This window comes from Comamonas testosteroni TK102, from assembly GCF_000739375.1.
Taxonomy (GTDB): domain Bacteria; phylum Pseudomonadota; class Gammaproteobacteria; order Burkholderiales; family Burkholderiaceae_C; genus Comamonas; species Comamonas brasiliensis.
This window is the reverse complement of the sequence record NZ_CP006704.1, coordinates 2,271,917-2,291,214: the sequence shown is the minus strand read 5'-3', so window position 1 is coordinate 2,291,214 and position 19,298 is coordinate 2,271,917. Positions and strand designations below refer to the sequence as shown.

Annotated in this window: 11 protein-coding genes, 3 tRNA genes and 1 pseudogene; 6 read left to right on the top strand and 9 right to left on the bottom strand. The window is 62.3% G+C overall.

Annotation, left to right across the window (positions count from 1 at the left end; genetic code table 11):
- Positions 1–45: 45 nt before the first annotated feature.
- The 4 genes from O987_RS10430 to purL form a co-directional block, all read right to left on the bottom strand.
- Entirely contained in the window at positions 46–1,128 is a 1,083-nt protein-coding gene (locus O987_RS10430; protein WP_043372058.1) for an ATP-binding protein, read from the bottom strand.
- Positions 1,129–1,165: 37 nt separating this feature from the next.
- Positions 1,166–2,917 carry a DUF5691 domain-containing protein gene (locus O987_RS10425; protein ID WP_043372056.1) on the bottom strand — a complete coding sequence of 584 codons (1,752 nt, stop codon included), beginning with the start codon at positions 2,915–2,917 and terminating at the stop codon, positions 1,166–1,168.
- Entirely contained in the window at positions 2,914–4,293 is a 1,380-nt protein-coding gene (locus O987_RS10420) for an SWIM zinc finger family protein (RefSeq protein WP_080731635.1), read from the bottom strand. Before O987_RS10420 ends, O987_RS10425 begins: the two co-directional genes overlap by 4 nt.
- A 933-nt stretch (positions 4,294–5,226) precedes the next feature.
- Positions 5,227–9,237, bottom strand: a complete 4,011-nt coding sequence (purL, locus tag O987_RS10410; RefSeq protein WP_043372054.1) for a phosphoribosylformylglycinamidine synthase — start codon at positions 9,235–9,237, stop codon at positions 5,227–5,229.
- Positions 9,238–9,416: 179 nt separating this feature from the next.
- On the opposite strand from purL, the gene map reads away from it, so the two are divergent.
- The 3 genes from map (at position 9,417) to O987_RS10395 (ending at position 13,397) form a co-directional block, all read left to right on the top strand.
- Entirely contained in the window at positions 9,417–10,229 is an 813-nt protein-coding gene (gene map / locus O987_RS10405) for a type I methionyl aminopeptidase (protein WP_003056520.1), read from the top strand.
- A gap of 190 nt (positions 10,230–10,419) precedes the next feature.
- On the top strand, positions 10,420–13,062 hold the full coding sequence (locus O987_RS10400) for a [protein-PII] uridylyltransferase (protein WP_051962164.1): 2,643 nt from the start codon (positions 10,420–10,422) through the stop codon (positions 13,060–13,062).
- Positions 13,063–13,136: 74 nt separating this feature from the next.
- Positions 13,137–13,397 carry a hypothetical protein gene (locus tag O987_RS10395; protein WP_003056528.1) on the top strand — a complete coding sequence of 87 codons (261 nt, stop codon included), beginning with the start codon at positions 13,137–13,139 and terminating at the stop codon, positions 13,395–13,397.
- Between the two features lie 64 nt (positions 13,398–13,461).
- Here the strand turns inward: O987_RS10395 and asd are convergent, their stop codons facing one another.
- Positions 13,462–14,325, bottom strand: a complete 864-nt coding sequence (asd, locus tag O987_RS10390; RefSeq protein ID WP_043372050.1) for an archaetidylserine decarboxylase — start codon at positions 14,323–14,325, stop codon at positions 13,462–13,464.
- A 411-nt stretch (positions 14,326–14,736) separates the two neighbouring features.
- Here asd and infA point away from each other — a divergent pair, with 411 nt between their 5' ends.
- From infA to O987_RS28750, 3 genes are all read left to right on the top strand, one after another.
- Complete coding sequence (gene infA / locus O987_RS10385) at positions 14,737–14,994, top strand: translation initiation factor IF-1 (protein WP_003056533.1); 258 nt, start codon at positions 14,737–14,739, stop codon at positions 14,992–14,994.
- Positions 14,995–15,065: 71 nt separating this feature from the next.
- A tRNA-Pro gene (locus tag O987_RS10380) sits at positions 15,066–15,142 on the top strand.
- Between the two features lie 112 nt (positions 15,143–15,254).
- Positions 15,255–15,593, top strand: a complete 339-nt coding sequence (locus O987_RS28750) for a hypothetical protein (RefSeq protein ID WP_144244920.1) — start codon at positions 15,255–15,257, stop codon at positions 15,591–15,593.
- A 21-nt stretch (positions 15,594–15,614) separates the two neighbouring features.
- Here the strand turns inward: O987_RS28750 and O987_RS10375 are convergent.
- The 4 genes and pseudogenes from O987_RS10375 to O987_RS10360 all read right to left on the bottom strand — a co-directional run.
- Positions 15,615–16,465 (bottom strand): annotated as a pseudogene (locus O987_RS10375) (methyl-accepting chemotaxis protein); the annotation flags it as partial.
- Positions 16,466–16,775: 310 nt separating this feature from the next.
- A tRNA-His gene (locus tag O987_RS10370) sits at positions 16,776–16,851 on the bottom strand.
- A gap of 139 nt (positions 16,852–16,990) precedes the next feature.
- Positions 16,991–17,066, bottom strand: a tRNA-His gene (locus O987_RS10365).
- A gap of 65 nt (positions 17,067–17,131) precedes the next feature.
- Entirely contained in the window at positions 17,132–19,030 is a 1,899-nt protein-coding gene (locus tag O987_RS10360) for a SurA N-terminal domain-containing protein (RefSeq protein WP_043372047.1), read from the bottom strand.
- Between the last annotated feature and the right edge of the window lie 268 nt (positions 19,031–19,298).

The window sequence follows — 19,298 nt, the reverse complement described above, 5'->3', positions numbered from 1 at the left end:
GGTGATGCAACGACGTATCAAGAGCTGTATTCGCTGCAGCACAACTCACAGTTGCTCGCGGCAGGCGCGGTACAGATCCTTCCAGTCGCTACGCTCCTTGACAACGGTCTCCAGATATTCCTTCCACACCACCGTGTCCTGCACCGGGTCCTTGATCACGGCTCCCAGCAGGCCCGAGGCCACATCGGCCGCGCGCAGCACGCCATCGCCGAAATGGCCGGCCAGCGCCATGCCGCTGTTGATGACCGAGATGGCCTCCGCCGTGGACAGCGTGGAGCTGGGCGACTTCACGCGCACGGTCTTGCCGTCCTCGGTCTGGCCGTGGCGCAACTCGCGGAAGATCTGCACCACGCGGCGCACCTCTTGCAGCGCGGGCGGCTCGGTCGGCAGCTGCAGCGCCCGCCCCTGCTCGGCCACGCGCTTGGTGACGATCTGCACCTCCTCGTCCTGCGAGGCAGGTACAGGCAGCACCACGGTGTTGAAGCGGCGCTTCAGTGCGCTCGACAACTCGTTGACGCCCTTGTCGCGGTTGTTGGCCGTGGCAATGACCGAAAAGCCCTGCACGGCCTGGAACTCCATGGACAGCTCCGGCACGGGCAGCGTCTTTTCGGACAGCACGGTGATCAGCGTGTCCTGCACATCGGCGGGAATACGTGTGAGCTCCTCGATGCGCGCGATCTTGCCCAGCTTCATGGCGTTGACCAGCGGGCTGGGAATCAGCGCTTTCTCGGACGGGCCATGGGCCAGCAACTGGGCATAGTTCCAGCCATAGCGCAGCTGCTCCTCGCTGGTGCCGGCCGTGCCCTGGATCAGCATGGTCGAATCGCCGCTCACGGCCGCAGACAGATGCTCGGAGACCCAGGACTTGGCCGTGCCGGGCACGCCGTACAGCAGCAAGGCTCGGTCGGTGGCCAGCGTGGAAACGGCAATCTCCATCAGGCGCGGATTGCCGATGTACTTGGGGCTGAGCTCAAACCCGTTGCTGAGCTTGCCACCCATCAGATACTGGAGCACGGCCCAGGGCGAGAGCTTCCAGTTGGGCGGGCACGGACGGTCGTCCACCTTCTGCAGGGCATCGAGTTCTTCGGCAAATTGCACCTCGGCGTGCTGACGTAGTACTTGGCTCATGATGACTTTCGGGTTGAATGCAGAAAAATTCGAAGGCTTAGGCGCCCAGTGCGGCATGCAGGGCCAGGCGCAGATCGACGATACGGTTGAGTTGCTCGAGCACGCGCTCGTCATCCCAGGGGCGCAGACGGGCGCGCTCCAGCCGCGCCTGCTGTTCGGGCGTCAGGGTGCTTTGCGCAGCCACTGCGGCGACCTCTTCGGTCGCATCGGCCACCTTGGATACCAGCTTTTTCCAGAGCCCGGTCAGCCCTGACGGGGCTGCTGTCTCGGGCTGCGGCACGGCAAGTTCCTCAGCCTGTGGAGGCTGACGCCAGAGCCGCACAAAGCGCGGCAGAACGGCCGGATGCAGGCGGCGCGCGCAGGCCAGCACGGCCTGATCGGCCTGCCAGCTATGCCAGCTGCCTGTGGCCTGCTTGCCGCCCAGCGCCTTGTCCAGTGCGTCCATCAAGGGCTCAGACATGGATTGAGAAAACACGCCAACCACGGGCATGCTGCTCTCGATGGTGTTGATGCGGTCCACCAGGCTGCCCTTGGCCTGCTGCAACTGCGTCTGCCACAGCGCCTCGCGCTCCTGCTGGCTCAGCCGGTCCAGCAGGGCCGACAGCAACGCCTGGGCTCGTGAATCGCGCTCCATGGTCTGCAGCAGCGCAATCCAGCGCACATCGGGCTGATCGCGCAGGGCCGCCAGCCAGCCCTGGCGCAAAGCGGTCTTCCAGTCGCTGCGGCGGCTCCAGTCCCAGAGCTGCTCGGGCGTCATCTCCAGGGTCTGCAGCCAGAAATCGACGGGCGCAAGCTCCACCATCTGCTGCAGCCACCAGGCTTTCATGCCCTTGATATAGGCTGGCGGCTGCAGCGCAATGCCGTCGCGCTCCCAGTCCTTGCTGCCCTCCTCGGGCGGCTCGATCTGCCACTCGCCCTTGGCATTGCGGCTCAGCATGGACTGCAGCCAGCCCGTGATGCGCAGGCTGTGCGCGCTTTGCGGCAGACGCGACAGCAGACGGGCCGCGTTCTCGCGCACCTCCTTGCTGCGATCGGTCAGCAGCTTTTCCAGCAGCGGCTCGTCCGCCATGGACAGTCCCACGCCCAGGGCCAGCACCATGGGCGCACGCTCCTTGGCATTGAGCTCCTTCAAGCTGGCTTCCAGTCTGGCGCGCGCCTGGTCGGCACCGGTCTCACGTTCGCTGTGCAGCAGCGCCACGCGCTGCTCGATGGAGCCCTCCTGCCAGATCAGCTCGGCATTGGCCGTCTCCTGCACGCCGCTGGCATAGCTCCATTGCGGGTTGAGCCCGGCCAGCCAGCGGCCTCGCTCCCCCAGCACCGGCGTCAGCCAGGTGCGCAGCTCCACAGAACGGCGGCCTTCGTTCAAAGCTTCGACCAGGAGCGCATAAGGCAAGCGCTGTCCAGCCTGATCGAGGGCATGAAACATGGGAGCCAGCATGTTCTCGGGCCCATGCTGCAGCACATCACGCATCAGGCCATGCAAGCGCTCATCCTCGGGCCCGCGGCGAGACTCGTCGGCAGGCAATGCCGGGAAGCTCAAAGGTGCGCCGAGCCGAACCTGCGCACCGGGTTGCCAGCCCGCCCGCTCCAAGACGGCGGCGACGGCGCTGGCCCTCAGCAACTGTGCAGCCGTTGATGCAGCCGGCTGCTGCCAGGCGGCTTGCATGGCCTGCAAACCGGGGCTGGCTGCGGAATCGACCTGTGCGCTCAACACCGCAGGCACGGCCAGCCTGTCCGCGCCGACCAGACTGGACTGCTGCAGCGCAGCCCATAAATTGGCGCTGCTCATCGCATCTCTCCTTGGTTCTGCCAGATGGGGGACAAGGCCTGGCTGTCAGCAGCCTGCTGCCAGGCACTGAGCAAGCGCCAGCGCCCCAGTTGCGGCCCGGACTCCCACTCGCCAAACAGGGCCAGAGGCGTGCCGCCGCTCAGCGCCAGCAGCCGCCAGGCTTCGTCATCGGCAATCACCGCAGGCACGGGGGCCGCCTGGCGCTGTCCTGTGGGCCAACCCACCAGCCATTGCCCCTCTACATACAGCAGCTGGGCATTCGCACACCACAGCGGCTGCACCGGCTGCAGCGCATTGGCGGCAATGCGCTCGCCCAGTTGCTGCAACGGTTCGCCCAAAGCCTTGACCGTCAGGGCAGCGGCATCGCAGCTGTCGAGTGCTTCCACCCCATTGACCGCAGCCGCTCGCAGGCTCGCCCTGCCAGGGTAGAAGCTCAAGGCTGTGCGGTAAGCGCCGCCGCTCACCCAGGCCGTCTCGAATCCGCGCCCGCCCTGGGCATAGTCCAGCAGCAATGCTACGCGGCCAGTATTGAGGCCCTGCAGCCAGACGCGGCGCTCCAGCAGGCGACCCTCGCGCTCGATGAGGCGCTGACCCAGCACCCGCCAATCGTCGCTGATGGTCTCGCCACGGGCCTGTACTTCGGCCTTGTCCATGGGCCAGCCCAGGGCAGCCATGACGTCGGCCTTCACCTCGGGGCTCAGCGAGTCACGCCGCTGCACCGCGTCCACCAGCAGCTGCCAATGGCCAAGCTGCACCAGCAGATCACGCGGCCAGGTCGGGTGGCTGTCCACCAGCTCCCAGGCTTCCCTGATACGCGCGGCCATGCCCGTGGCCTGGGCATCCACCATGCGTGCCGCCATGGTGTTCCAGTGCTGACGCACCTGGCTGTCGCCGGCCTGATTGGCCAGGCCGGTGCGCACCATGTCCTGCATCCATAGCGACAGTTCCTGCATGCCACCAGCAACCTTGTCCCAGCGCTTGTCCTCGCGCTTGGCCTGCTGTCTGGCCAGAGCCTCCTGATCCGCAACTGGCGCAGCGGCAATGGCGGCCGCCTTGGCCTCTTTCTGCTCGGCTTTTTGCAGACGACCACCCAGCCAGTTGCTGACCCATTCCGGGGGCTCGCCGCCCTCCGGCACCTGGCCGCCTGCGCGCAGCAGCATCAGCGCCAGCCCGTGCTTGCAGGGGAACTTGCGGCTGGGGCAGGAGCACTTGAAGGCCGGCCCGCTCAGATCGACCTGAGTCTGATACGGCTTGCTGCCGCTGCCCTGGCATTCCCCCCAGACCGCAGCATCATTGCAGCCTGTGTTCGGCCATTTGCTCAGGGACTGCAGTCCCTTGGCCGCCTTGGATGACGCAGCATCCGGCGACAGTGCCAGAACTTCCGCTTCCGTTGCTAATACACGCGACACCAATGTCTCCCGTCCCGAATCGACGCAATATCTTGATAGTTCGAGGCGCTTACACACCAAGGGCGAGTGCGAGACTACCCTCGGAAAACCTCGTCCGCACTTTGCTGAAACGGTGCTTTCAGCGCGGCAAAACTGTGGTTTGACAGACCGCGCAAACCGTTGCGCGCAAAGCGTCAGCCTATCATCGCCATGGCACCGTGCCGATGAAAACGTGCAAAAAATCAGAACACAAAGAAGCCGGGTGACATGCATCAAGCGACCTCCCCGCCAAACTACGGCGCTGCTGTTCCCGGCGAACATTCAGTCCGCCGACGCTGCTGCAGATGCAAGTACCGACTCCGCAGCAGCCAAGCCACGGCATCCTTGCTACTTTTGCTTACCAATAGTTCGACCCGGCGTAGGTGCTCAGCCGTTCAAGCTGCTCGCAGTTGCACCTGGCTAACCATGCGGCTGTCGAATGGATACTGTAGATCCGGCTTCTCTGGTTCAAACCGGCCAGGACGCCAGCAAGGCCACACGCACTGTGTCAAGGCCTTGGCAGTCTGCTGCGGACCGGAGACTCGGCCACTGACGACACTGCATCTGGCAGACCCGTTACCAGCAAAATGGAAGACTGCAAGAGAGGCTGTCTGGCGGCCGAGGAACAGCGCCGAAAGTGATCCAGCAGAAGCTGTTCGCTGGCATCCTCCGCTGGCAAATCTGACTGACGCTGACCGGTCAGCACAAACAGCACATCAACACCTGCTGCGGCAACCGCAGCAAGGTACTCTTTATCCGGCTTTCGCTCGTCTTTCTCATAGAGCAGCTGCGCCTGCAACCGGGCTCTGTGAAGGCCATGAGATATGAAAAAAGGCTCTGCAGAATGCAGAGCCTTTTGATTGCACTAGCAGTGCCAGGGAATCAGCCCAGCCACTTGCGGGCGTTGCGCCAGACGCGCATCCAGGGGCTGAATTCGGACTTGTCGCCCGAGGTCCAGCTCATCTGCACGTTGCGGAACACGCGCTCGGGGTGAGGCATCATCGCGGTGAAACGCCCATCGGCGGTCGTCACTGCGGTCAGGCCACCAGCCGAGCCGTTGGGGTTGAACGGATACTGCTCGGTAGGCTGGCCGTGGTTGTCCACATAGCGCATGGACTTGACCACCTGCTGGGCATTGCCACGGAACTGGAAGTTGGCAAAGCCCTCGCCGTGCGCCACCGCGATGGGCAGACGGGAGCCGGCCATGCCTTGCAGGAACAGGCTGGGCGACTCCAGCACTTCCACCATGCTCAGACGCGCCTCGAAGCGGTTGCTCTGGTTCTGCGTGAAGCGCGGCCAATCCTGCGCACCGGGGATGATGTCGGCCAGCTCGGCGAACATCTGGCAGCCGTTGCAAACGCCCAGGCCGAAGGTGTCGCTGCGACCGAAGAAGGCCTGGAACTGCTCGGACAGACGGTCGTTGAAGGTGATGGAGCGCGCCCAGCCAATGCCCGCACCCAGGGTATCGCCATAGCTGAAGCCGCCGCAGGCCACCACACCGGCGAAGTCCTTGAGCTGCGCACGGCCGGACTGCAGGTCGCTCATGTGCACGTCCACCGCATCAAAGCCGGCTTCGGTGAAGGCGTAGGCCATTTCCACATGGGAGTTCACGCCCTGCTCGCGCAGCACCGCCACGCGAGGCTTGGCAGCCACGTTGATGAAGGGCGCTGCCACGTTCTCCTTGGGGTCGAACGTCAGATGCACATGCATGCCGGGGTCGGTGGGTTCGCCCGCCGCCGCATGCTCGCTGTCGGCGCACACGGGGTTGTCGCGTTGCTGGGTGATCTTCCAGCTCACGGCATCCCAGACCTGGTGCAGATCGGACAGGGTTGCGCCGAACACCTTGTTCGCATCGCGCCACACCTGCAGCTCGCCCTTGCCGGCGTCCACAGGGGACGAGGCAGGACGGGTCTTGCCGATGACATGGCTGCACTGGATCAGGCCATGTTCGCGCAGCACCTGCAGCACTTGGGCACGGTCTTGCGTCCTGATCTGCAGCACGGCGCCCAGCTCTTCATTGAACAGCGCGCGCAAGGTCAGGTCTTCGCGACGGCCGGAGACCTGCTTGCCCCAGTTCTTGCCTTCGCCGCTGTCCATGCGGCTGTCGGAGATGCCATCACCTTCGGTGATCAGCATGTCCACATTCAGGGCCACGCCCACATGGCCGGCAAAGGCCATTTCGGCGGCCGTGGCCAGCAGGCCGCCGTCGCCCCTGTCGTGGTAGGCCAGGATCAGTCCCTTGGCGCGCAGTGCATTCACTGCATCCACCATGGCGATCAGATCCTTGGGTTCGTCCAGGTCCGGCACTTCGTTGCCCGACTGATTGAGCACCTGACCGATGATGGAGCCGCCCATGCGCATCTTGCCGCGGCCCAGGTCGATCAGCACCAGGGTGCTGTCTTCGACCTCGGCGTTGAGCTGGGGCGTGAGCGTGGTGCGCACATCGTCGATAGCGGCAAAGCCGGTGATGATCAGGCTCACGGGCGAGGTGACCTTCTTGGTCTGGCCGTTCTCGCTCCACTGGGTGCGCATGGACAGGGAGTCCTTGCCCACGGGAATCGAGATGTTCAGCGCGGGGCACAGTTCCATGCCCACGGCCTTGACGGTGGCGTACAGCGCAGCGTCTTCACCGGCTTCGCCGCAGGCGGCCATCCAGTTGGCCGACATCTTCACCTTGGACAGCTCGATGGGCGCAGCCAGCATATTGGTGATGGCTTCGGCCACGGCCATGCGGCCCGAGGCGGGCGCATTGATGGCGGCCAGCGGTGTGCGCTCGCCCATGGCCATGGCTTCACCCTTGAAGCCCTTGTAGTCAGCCAGGGTCACGGCCACGTCGGCCACAGGCACCTGCCAGGGACCGACCATCTGGTCACGATGCGTCAGGCCACCGACGGCGCGGTCGCCGATGGTGATCAGGAAGCGCTTGGAAGCCACCGTGGGGTGGGCCAGCACTTCGATCACGGCCTTTTCCAGCGGCACGCCGGTCAGGTCCATGGCGGGCAGCTCGCGCTCCACGCTGGTCACATCCTTGTGCACCTTGGGCGGCTTGCCCAGCAGCACGTTCATGGGCATGTCCACGGGGAACTTCTGATCGCCGGACTCGACCGCCGTGTCCTCCAGCACCAGTTGGCGCTCTTCGGTGGCCGTGCCGATGACGGCAAACGGACAGCGCTCGCGCTCGCAGAAGGCCGTGAACTGCTCCAGCGATTCGGGAGCGATGGCCAGCACATAGCGCTCCTGCGATTCGTTGGACCAGATTTCCTTGGGCGACAGGCCGGACTCTTCGAGCTTGACGGCTCGCAGGTCAAAGCGTGCACCGCGCCCGGCATCGTTGGTCAGCTCGGGGAAGGCATTGGAGATACCGCCGGCACCTACGTCGTGGATGGCCAGGATGGGGTTCTCGGCGCCCTGCTGCCAGCAATGGTTGATGACTTCCTGCGCACGGCGCTCGATCTCGGGATTGCCACGCTGCACCGAGTCAAAGTCCAGTTCCGCGGCATTGGTGCCCGAAGCCATGGAGCTTGCCGCACCGCCGCCCATGCCGATGCGCATGCCGGGGCCGCCCAGCTGGATCAGCAGCGTGCCCGCCGGGAACTCGATCTTCTTGGTCAGCTCGGAATCGATCACGCCCAGGCCGCCGGCGATCATGATGGGCTTGTGGTAGCCACGGGTGATGTCGCCGACCTGCAGCTCGTACTCGCGGAAATAGCCGGTCAGATTGGGACGACCGAACTCGTTGTTGAACGCCGCGCCGCCCAGAGGGCCTTCGATCATGATCTGCAGCGGGCTGGCGATGTGCTCGGGCTTGCCCACTTCGCTGCCCCAGAGCTTGGAGACGGTGAAGCCGGTCAGGCCGGCCTTGGGCTTGGAGCCACGGCCGGTTGCGCCTTCGTCACGGATTTCGCCGCCGTTGCCGGTCGATGCGCCGGGGAAGGGCGAAATCGCCGTGGGGTGGTTATGTGTTTCCACCTTCATCAGCACATGGTTGGTAGCCGCCTGCTTCTGATAGCTGGGCGCGCTGATTGCGTCTGCCTTGGCATCGAACTTGGCGACAAATCGCTCGACCTCATGGCCTTCCATGATGGAAGCGTTGTCGGCATAGGCCACCACGGTGTGCTGGGGCGAGCAGGCTTCGGTGTTGCGGATCATGCCGAACAGCGACTTTTCCTGCTCCACGCCATCGATGGTGAACTTGGCGTTGAAGATCTTGTGGCGGCAGTGTTCGGAGTTGGCCTGCGCAAACATCATCAGCTCCACGTCCGTGGGATTGCGCTTGAGGTCGTTGAAAGCGTTGACCAGGTACTCGATCTCGTCTTCAGCCAGGGCCAGGCCCCATTGCTTGTTCGCGGTTTCCAGCGCTGCGCGGCCACCGCCCAGCACATCCACAAACTCCATGGGCTGTGCCGCCAGGGTAGTGAACAGTTGCTCGGCCTCTGCGCGTGTCGCAAACACGGACTCGGTCATGCGGTCGTGCAGCAAAGCGGCGATCTGAGCGGTCTGCTCTGTCGACAGCTCGGGCTTGCCGCCCAGCAGGCCGGACTTCATGTCCACGCGATACTCGGTCATGCGTTCCACACGGAACACATTCAGGCCGCAGTTGCGGGCGATATCGGTCGCCTTGGAAGCCCAGGGGGAGATGGTACCCAGACGGGGGGTGACGATGAAGGCCAGGCCTTCAGCGCTGCCCGTGTAGGGATCTCCATAAGTCAAGAGCGCCGAAAGGCGCTCTTGCAATGCGGGCGCAACTGCGCCCTCGGTGGCAACCAGGTGCACAAAGCGTGCAGATACGCCGGTGATCTTGGGGTGGATGGCGACCAGATCGGTCAGAAGCTGTTGGGCGCGGAACGAGCTCAGGGCGTTTCCACCCTCAAACTGTGTCAGATGCAATGTCACGTGGCGGCCTGTTTATGTGAAGGCTGTTGAAAAGCGTCCTGGCCAATCCTCTGCCTGAGAGGACCGGGCCAAAGCGCTGAATTCGGTGAGCCTCGGATTTTACCGTGCCTCGGGGTTAGTCCGAATGCTCACACCCACAAGCCCTGCATGTTCAAGCGCGCAATGGGATAATTGCGGCCATGAGCATCACACTGAAGACTCCCGAAGACATCGAGCGCATGCGCGTTGCAGGCCGCTTTGCTTCGGATGTGCTGGACTACATCACCCCCCACATCAAGCCCGGCATCACCACCCAGCAGATCGACGATCTGTGTGCCAAGCGCATGGCCGAGCAAGGCACCAAGACGGCCTGCCTGGGCTATCAGCCCCCGGGCATGACGCCCTACCCGGCCTATGTCTGCACCTCTGTCAACCATGTGGTGTGCCACGGCATCCCCAACGACAAGCCTTTGAAGAAGGGCGACATCGTCAATGTCGACGTGACCATCATCACCGAAGACGGCTGGTTCGGCGACAACAGCCGCATGTTCATCATTGGCGAAGGCACGATTGCCGCCAAGCGCCTGTCCAGGCTCACGTTCGAAGCCATGTGGAAGGGCATCGCCCAGGTCAGGCCCGGTGCCACGCTGGGCGACATCGGCCACGCCATCCAGACCTACGCGGAGAGCAACAACCTGTCCGTGGTGCGTGAGTACTGCGGCCACGGCATCGGCAAGGTGTTCCACGACGAGCCCCAGGTGCTGCACTATGGCCGCCCCGGCGAAGGCGTGGTGCTGGAAGAAGGCATGGTCTTCACCATCGAGCCCATGCTGAATCTGGGCAAGCGCGACATCAAGGCCATGCCCGACGGCTGGACCGTCGTCACCAAGGACCGCAGCCTGACTGCCCAATGGGAGTTGATGCTGGCCGTCACAAAGACCGGCTATGACGTGCTGACCTGGTCCGATGGCTCGCCCACCCCGCCCGACTTCATCACGGCCATCCGCACCTGAGCGCGCTGCTGCCGCTGACCTGCATGCCGCATCCGGCCAAAGCTGGATGCGGCATATTTTTTGCTTGTAGACCTTGTGCTGCAAGCGCCATGCGCTCATCTTTTTGCCATCACAGGCCTCAAGCCCAAGTCAGTTGGGTTAAGGTGACGCTCAAGCACTTGCCCTGTTGAAACGCTTTTTTCTACTGCGCATGACCTCCTCTGCCCACTCCTACGCCAACTCTGCCGACGTCTCCGACCTCTCCTCGCTACAGGGCCTGCGCGAGCAATACCGCGAGGCCAAGGCCCGGCAGATGGAGTTGCTGCGCAACCCCACGCTGGGCAGACGCAGCGTGCGCGGAGTGCTGCACCATTTCAGTGAACTCGCCGACGGTCTTCTGCGCACCCTCTGGCAGCGCGCGAAGATGCCGGAAGGTGCTGCCCTGGTGGCCGTGGGCGGATATGGGCGCGCTCAGCTCTTTCCCTATTCGGACATCGATGTGCTGGTGTTGCTGCCCCAAAGCAGTGCACAGCCGGCTGCGGAACTGGCGGCCAGCATCGAGCAGTTCATCAGCAGTTGCTGGGATGCGGGCCTGGAAATCGGCTCCAGCGTGCGCAGCATTGCCGAATGCCTGCAGGAAGCCGCGCAAGACCTGACGGTGCAGACCGCCATGCTGGAGTCACGCCGCATCACAGGCAGCAAGACCTTGTTCGCCGACTTCGAGCAGCAGTTCCGTGCGCAGCTTGAGCCCCGAGCCTTTGTCGAAGGCAAGCTGCTGGAAATGCGCCAGCGCCACGCCAAATACGACTTCACTCCCTATTCGCTGGAGCCCAACTGCAAGGAATCGCCCGGCGGGCTGCGCGATCTGCACACCATGCTCTGGCTGGCCAAGGCCGCAGGCTTCGGCAACAGCTGGCATGAGCTGGCCGAGCAAGACCTGATCACCCATTTCGAGGTCCAGCAGCTCGAATCCAACGAATCCCTGCTCAGCCTGATCCGTGCCCGCCTGCACGCCACCGCCGGTCGCCATGAGGACCGGCTGGTCTTTGACCTGCAGACCGCCGTGGCCGAAGCCTTTGGCTACCGCTCCACCACGCCGGAGGGACGCAAGCTGGCCATGCGCACTGGCGAGACCCTGATGCGCCACTATTACTGGGCCGCCAAGGCGGTGACCCAGCTGTGCCAGATCGTGCGCATGAGCATCGAGGAGCGCCTGAACCCCGGCTCGCACGAACTGATTCCGCTCAATGATCGGTTTTGCGAGAAGGCCGGCACCATCGAAGTGGTCAGCGACGATCTGTACGAGCGCGATCCGCATGCCATTCTCGAAACCTTTCTCATGTACGAGCAACATGAAGGATTGACGGGTCTGTCGACGCGCACCCTGCGTGCGTTGTATGCCAGCCGCGATGTGATGGACAGTGCCTTCCGTCGCGATCCGGTCAATCGCGCCACCTTCATGAAAATCCTGCAGCAGCCGCGCGGCATCACCCATGCCATCCGGTTGATGAATCAGACCTCGGTACTGGGCCGCTATCTCTGGCCCTTCCGACGCATCGTGGGACAGATGCAGCATGATCTGTTCCACGTCTACACCGTGGACCAGCATATCCTGATGGTGCTGCGCAATGTCCGACGCTTCTTCATGGCCGAGCATGCCCATGAGTATCCGTTCTGCTCCCAGCTCGCCGCAGGCTGGGACAAGCCCTGGATTCTGTATCTGGCCGCTATCTTCCACGACATCGGCAAAGGCCGTGGCGGCGATCACTCCGTGATCGGTGCCGTCGAAGTCAAGCGTTTTTGCCGTGCCCACCAAATCGACAAGGCCGATGCGGAGCTGGTCGAGTTTCTGGTGCGCGAGCACCTGACCATGAGCCAGGTGGCCCAGAAGCAGGACCTGTCCGACCCCGACGTGATTCGTGCCTTTGCCGAACGCGTCGGCAACGAGCGCAAGCTCACCGCCTTGTACCTGCTGACGGTGGCCGACATTCGCGGCACCAGCCCCAAGGTCTGGAGCGCCTGGAAAGGCAAGCTGCTGGAAGACACCTACCGCCTGACCCTGCGCGTGCTGGGTGGCCGCGCCCCGGATGCCGCCGCCGAGATCGAAGCCCGCAAGCGTGAGGCGCTGGTGCAGCTGGCCCTGTCCGCCCAGCCCTTCGAGTCCCACAAGAAACTCTGGGAGACGCTGGATGTGAGCTACTTCATGCGCCACGAGGCGGCCGACATCGCCTGGCATACCCGCCATCTCTCACGCCATGTGGGCCTGGGCAAGCCTGTGGTGCGCGCCCGGCGGTCGCTGGCTGGCGAAGGCCTGCAAGTGCTGGTCTATGCACCCGACCAGCCCGATCTGTTTGCCCGCATCTGCAGCTACTTCGACCGGGCCGGATTTTCCATCCTCGATGCGCGCGTGCACACGGCCAACAACGATTACGCACTGGACACCTTCCAGGTCATCGCCCCCACCATGCAGGAGCAGTACCGCGAGCTCATGCATATGGTGGAAAGCGATCTGACCCAGACACTGCTGCAGGGCGGCCCGCTGCCCACGCCGTCGCAAAGACGGCTGTCGCGCCGCGTCAAGAGCTTTCCATTCGCTCCGCGCGTCATCCTGCGCCCCGATGAAAAAGCCCAGCACTGGCTGCTGTCCATCTCCGCGTCAGACCGCGCCGGCCTGCTCTACATCATTGCCCGCATCCTGGCCCAACACCATATCAGCGTGCATCTGGCCAAGATCAGCACCCTGGGCGAGCGCGTGGAAGACACCTTCCTCATCGAAGGCCCTGAACTGCAGGACAACAGCAGCCAGTTGCGCATGGAGACCGAGCTGCTCAAGGCCCTGGCCCAGCCCGGTTGAACCAGGCCCGGCAATTCGGGCTTTAGTTTGATGATTCGCTGCCGATAAGCAGTCACCACTACTACGGAAAGCCCATGCAGCTCGCCTCCAATGAAGTTGCGGCATCGCCGCCCACCACACGCAGTGGCCTGTTTCATATGCCGTTGTTTCGGCCCGGCACCGAGGTCACTCAGAATGGCCGACGCGAAATCGTCAGCCATGTCATCTTGCGCAGACGCGAACTGATGGTCTACCTCCGAGGTCACGACGACCCGGTCAAGCCCGATCGCCTGAGTCTTGCCCCCACGGTGTTCACCACCGAACGCCGGCCCGAACCGCTGACCTGGTTTCTTTGACCCGTCAAAGCAAGAAAGCCGCTGAGCTCATGGCATCAGCGGCTTTTTCTATGGAACCCGGCTGTCAGCCCAGCTTGGCCTGCGCATTGGCCATGACCTGGCCCAGCTGCACCGGCGCCGCCGGCTGCCACTGCGGATTGAACTGCAGGCCTGCCGCTTGCGGAAACAGCATGACCACCGTGGAGCCAAGCTGAAAGCGGCCCATCTCCTCGCCGCTGGCCAGCGTCACCGCTTCGGCACCTTCGTAATTCCAGGTCTTGATATGGCCTGGACGCGGAGGATTGATCAGGCCATGCCACACCGTGGCCATGCTGCCCACGATCGTCGCGCCCACCAGCACCAGCACGAAGGGCCCATGAGCGGTATCGAACACGCAGACCACGCGCTCGTTGCGCGCAAACAGGCCGGGTACGCCACGGGCAGTCACCGGGTTCACCGAGAACAGATCCCCTGGCACATAGGTCATGCTGCGCAGCTTGCCGGCACAAGGCATATGAATGCGGTGATAGTCGCGCGGACTCAGATAGATCGTGGCAAAGCTGCCGTTGTCAAACTGGCGCGCCAGGGTCGCATCCCCTCCCACCAGGGCAGTCGCACTGTATTGATGGCCCTTGGCTTGAAAGATCTGCTCGCCTTCGATCCTGCCGAACTGACTGATGGCACCATCTACCGGGCAAATCCAGTCCGCCTGCGCCAGAGGACGAACACCGTCCTTGAGTGCACGTGTGAAAAACGCATTGAAGGTCTTGTAGGCAGCGGGGTCGGGATTGGCCGCTTCGGCCATGTTCACCTGGTAGCGCTGGATAAAGCGACGAATGACCGCCGTCGTCAAGCCGCCGGCCTCGGCTTGCGCCAGTTTTCCCATCAGCGCGGTCAGCGCCTGCTTGGGCAAGAAATATTGGGAAAGTACGGCAAGTCGATCAGACACAATGGAATTTTGCTATCAAAGTTATAGAGCTGTCGAACAGGATTCTAGCCAAGACCAAGGCAGCGGCGGCTGTCTTTGAGGGCTACAGGCGTTTTCCCCCATCCAGGCCACTGCCCGGGCGCTGCATCTCAATGATGCAGGCATCATGACAAAGACCCATGCAGCCGTCTCATCGCTGCGACGCTTTACCCCTTTATCAGGGCATCAGCGAGGGCGAGACGCTACAATTCCAATGTTTAGCTGAATGCTGTTTCACAGCATGGCTTGATTGGATATCGGCCTTTTGTTCGGTCTGCGCAAACAGCGCAGCGCCCTTGCCACACTGAGGCCTGAGCACTTGTACTGCTCAGGCCTTTTCCGTGGTGATGACGAGCAAGCGCCGCAACTGACCTTTTCTGAGAGATTGAACAAATGGCCAAGGAAGAACTGATTGAAATGCAAGGCTCCGTGACGGAAGTCCTGCCTGACTCGCGTTTTCGCGTCACGCTGGACAACGGTCACCAACTGATTGCCTACACCGGCGGCAAGATGCGCAAGCACCACATCCGCATTCTGGCCGGCGACAAGGTGTCGCTGGAAATGTCGCCCTATGACCTGACCAAGGGCCGCATCACCTTCCGCCACCTGGCCAACCGCGGACCGGCTCCCACCACACCTCGCTCCAAATAAATGGCGCCTCGCCATCAAAAATTCGACACTTTCAAAAAAAGAGCATTTTTTTGTAGTTAGAATAGAGGCTTCGGAGCGTAGCGCAGCCTGGTAGCGCATCTGCTTTGGGAGCAGAGGGTCGCGAGTTCGAATCCCGCCGCTCCGACCAAACGATACAAGGCCTTGGATTGAAAAATCCAAGGCCTTTTGTCTTTCCGGCTCCGAATCGAAACACACAATCTCCTGCCCCCCGGATTCAGCGGTATGAAGATATTCGCTGCATGGGCACATCCACACCCGTGCGCACGCATGTCAGCGCCTCGGGCAAGGGCTCGGCAGGACAATCCCGAGACCACAAGCAGATTGCCCCCAGCGGCAGGCCTGCATCGATCAGCAGTTGCTCACCCCGGCCGCCATCACAGCCAACGCCGCTGCGCATCAGAAGGCTTCCCAGTCACCCCTCCATTGCAGCCGCCGCTTGCTGGGCTCCGGCGATGGCTGCCGCGCGGCGCAAAGCAGTAGCAGCAGTTGCCTGGGGTGCAGGCTTCTCCGCAGGTCCGGGCATCCTCGAAGACACCCTGCCGCCCGCCTGCGTCGCCGGCACCCTGCTTGCGACCTGAAGCTGGGTCATTGACTCAAGGTCAGACAATTGAATACGGCAAGGACTGCACCTGATTGCTCAGACTGCCGGCGGCCGCGGCCTTTTCCTCCACCAGTGCTGCGTTCTGTCGCGTGGTCTGGTCCATCTGCGTAACGGCCTCACCGATCTGCGACACACCCGAGCTCTGCTCGGGGCCGGCTGCACTGATCTCGCCCATGATGTCGGTCACGCAGCGGATGGCCGCCACCACCTCGGTCATCGTGCTACCTACCTTGTCCACCAGGTGCGCACTGTGCTCCACATGCTCCACGCTGCTCGTAATCAAGGCCTTGATTTCCTTGGCCGCTTCGGCCGAGCGCCCCGCCAGCGCTCTGACTTCGCTCGCCACCACGGCAAAGCCACGGCCTTGCTCGCCTGCACGAGCAGCCTCCACTACCGCACTCAAGGCCAGGATATTGGCCTGGAAGGCAATGCCATCGATGATGTCTGCCATCCTGCGGCTGCTTTCATTGATGCTCCCCACTTCGACGACTGCCTCGCCGCCTTGGGCTACCACGGCGGATGCGCTCACCGCCACCTGGTTGGCCTGGCGCGCATTGTCTGCGTTCTGTTTGACCGTCGAGCTCAATTGCTCCATGGACGCTGCCGTTTCCTCCAGCGCACCGGCCTGCTCTTCGGGGCGACCCGACAGATCGTGATTGCCGGCAGCGATCTGGGCGCTTGCCGATGCCACGCCCTGGGCATTGTTACGCACGACGATCACCGCGTCTTGACCAGGCTTTGCTGCATGCGCTTGAGCATGCCCAGCAACTGCCCCGTCTCGTCCTTGGAGTTCACAGCGATATTGCTGCTTAGATCGCCCGCAGCCACGCGATCAGCCACAGCCACAGCCACGGCTTGCGTGATGCACACGAGAGAGTCTGCATTCGGCACTGCATTGATGCCAATGCCTGTGGTTTACACGGAACCAAGCGATCCCGCGGCGACCCCGGAGACAGCTTCCCGCCACGGCATGGCATGCATTCAAACAAATCAGTACGGACAGTCCGGCGCGATTGCAATCGGGATTGCCGGACTCGAGAAGCAGACCTCCATGGAGGGCTGCGGAAATGGTGCTTCAAGCCAGCCCGCACTCTCCAGCTCATACCGAGCTGAAAAACAAAAATGCCTCACAAGAAAACCTGTGAGGCATTTTTTAAACTGGGGTGGCTGATGGGACTCGAACCCACGACAACAGGAATCACAATCCTGGACTCTACCAACTGAGCTACAGCCACCGTAGAAGTCTCTATTGTACTTCAGATTTTGAGCTTCAAATCAAATTTGTGAGCATCAAACGCTGAACTAGCAATGATTTCAAGGCATATGCCTCTCATCAAATAAAAACGCTCTGCGCTGCAGAGCGTTTTTCAAATCTGGGGTGGCTGATGGGACTCGAACCCACGACAACAGGAATCACAATCCTGGACTCTACCAACTGAGCTACAGCCACCGTAGAAGCATCTATTGTAATGCATAAATCAAGCAGCAAATGAACTTGCGCCTGATTTAAATGCCTTACTGAGGACGCGGCACCTTGATCTGGACCTTGAAGATCTTCTTCAGCTGATCATAGTAGGCCATGACTTCGGCCATGGAAGCCCACTGCGTGAACTGCGCCTTCTGCTGCTCCAGAACCTGGGCATCTTGCGCAGGACGCTGGGCAATGCGATTGACCTTGATCACGGCATAACCGGCATTGCCAAGATCGACACCTTCCCATGCAGGCAGGGCGTTGGTGGGAGCACGCAGTGCCGCATCCAGCACTTCACGCGGCAAGTCCTTGGCCTGGTCGCGACCTACCTCGACCGCCGCAGGCAGCTGGGCGGTTTCGGGCTTGGCCTTCCACTCAGCCATCTTGGCCTGGCCCTCTTGCTTGGCCAGTTCTGCAGATTGATGTGCGACGTAGAGCTGCTTGAGCTTGGCGCCCACCTCATCCATGGACTGAATGTGGGCAGGAGCGTAGCTCAGCACCCGGCCGGCCACCAGATTGCTGGGGGCCAGCTCCACCGCATCGGTATTGCGCTTGTTTTCCAGAGAGTCAGCGGAGAACAGTGCCTCCAGGAAACGCTTGCTGGCCAGAGGACCTTGCGCACCGGGGGCAGGCTCGCGCGTCACGTTCTCGGCCTTTTGAATGCTCAGCTTGAACTTCTCGGCCACCGGCTGCAGGCTTTCAGACTGCTCGTAGACAGCGTTGGAGAAGGCCTCGGCCACCTCCGCAAACTTGCGCTGGGCCTGCTGTTGCTTGAGGTCTGCTTCCAGCTTGGGGCGCATTTCCTCGAACGTGGGCACCTTGGGCTGCTTGATGCCGGTCAGCTCGATGATGTGAAAGCCAAAGTCGGACTCGACCACATCGCTGATGTCGCCCTGCTTCATCTTGAAAACGGCTTCTTCAAAGGGCTTGACCATGGCATCGCGGCCGAAGTAGCCCAGATCACCACCATTGGCAGCAGAGCCTGGGTCCTGCGAATTGGCCTTGGCCACCTGGGCAAAGCTCTTGGGATCCTTGCGCACCTGGGCCAGCAGCTGCTCTGCCTTGGCCTTGGCCTTTTCACGCTCTGCGGCGGGAAGATCCTTGGCCGCATTGATCAGGATGTGGCTGGCGCGACGCTCTTCTGGGCCGGCAAGACGGGCCGCATTTTCCTTGTAATAGGTGCGCAGATCGTCTTCGCTCAGAACAATGCTCTTCTCTACCGTCGCCAGGTCCAGTTGCACATATTCCACGGTGGCGGCCTCTGGCTGCTTGAACTGGCTGGTGTGCGATTCATAGAAAGCCTTGAGTTCGGCTTCCGTGGGCTGCACCTTGCCCGCAAAGGCGCTGGCATCAAAACGGGCAACCTGAATTTCGCGGCGCTGATACAGCGCGTCCATGGCCTGCTGCAGCTGTGCAGCAGTCGTGAAGCTGGTCGAGGACACGGCACCCAGCACCTGATTCAGAGCCAGTTCGCGGCGCAGATTGGCTTCAAATCCTTCGGGAGTCATGCCCTGCGAGCCCACCAGAGCCTTGTAGGCTTCGGCATCCAGCGAGCCATCGGGCTTTTGCAGGGAGGCAATCGCGGGAATTTCACGCAAGGTGCGCACCAGTTGTGCATCGGGCGTTGTCAGGTGCATCTTGGTGGCAGCAGCCGCCAGCACGCGATCACGCACCAGCTTCTCCAGCGTGGCATAGCGCGCCTCCGGAGAATCGAGCAACTTGGCATCCATGGACGGGTTCTGCGCACGCAGGCGATCACTTTCAGCCCGGTGAGCGTTGTCCCAGTCCTGCTGGGTGATGTCATGCCCATCCACACGAGCCACAGTCTGGCTGGACTCGGTGAAGTAGTTCTGGTTGACCCCGACAAAAATGAAAGAGGGAATGATCAGCAAGAACAACAAGATCATCACGAACTTGGAATGCTTGCGGATGGATTCGAACATGGTCAATCTTTCTGCGGCAGCAAAAATAAAGGCGAACTTGCGTTCGCCTCATTAACAATGGTGAAAGCCGTGCGACCCGCTTGCGCCACCGACCGGGCCTCTACAGGGCATTGATGCTCTACAGAACTGCCATCCAACCTCCACCAACAGGGTTAGGCTAATCCTGTCCATTCTAACTGCCAGCTTTTCCATTGCCGCTGTAGAGCCAGTGCATCTTACGCAGAAATACCCTGAACAATCGTCATCTGCCGGCAGCAGCAGCGCCAAA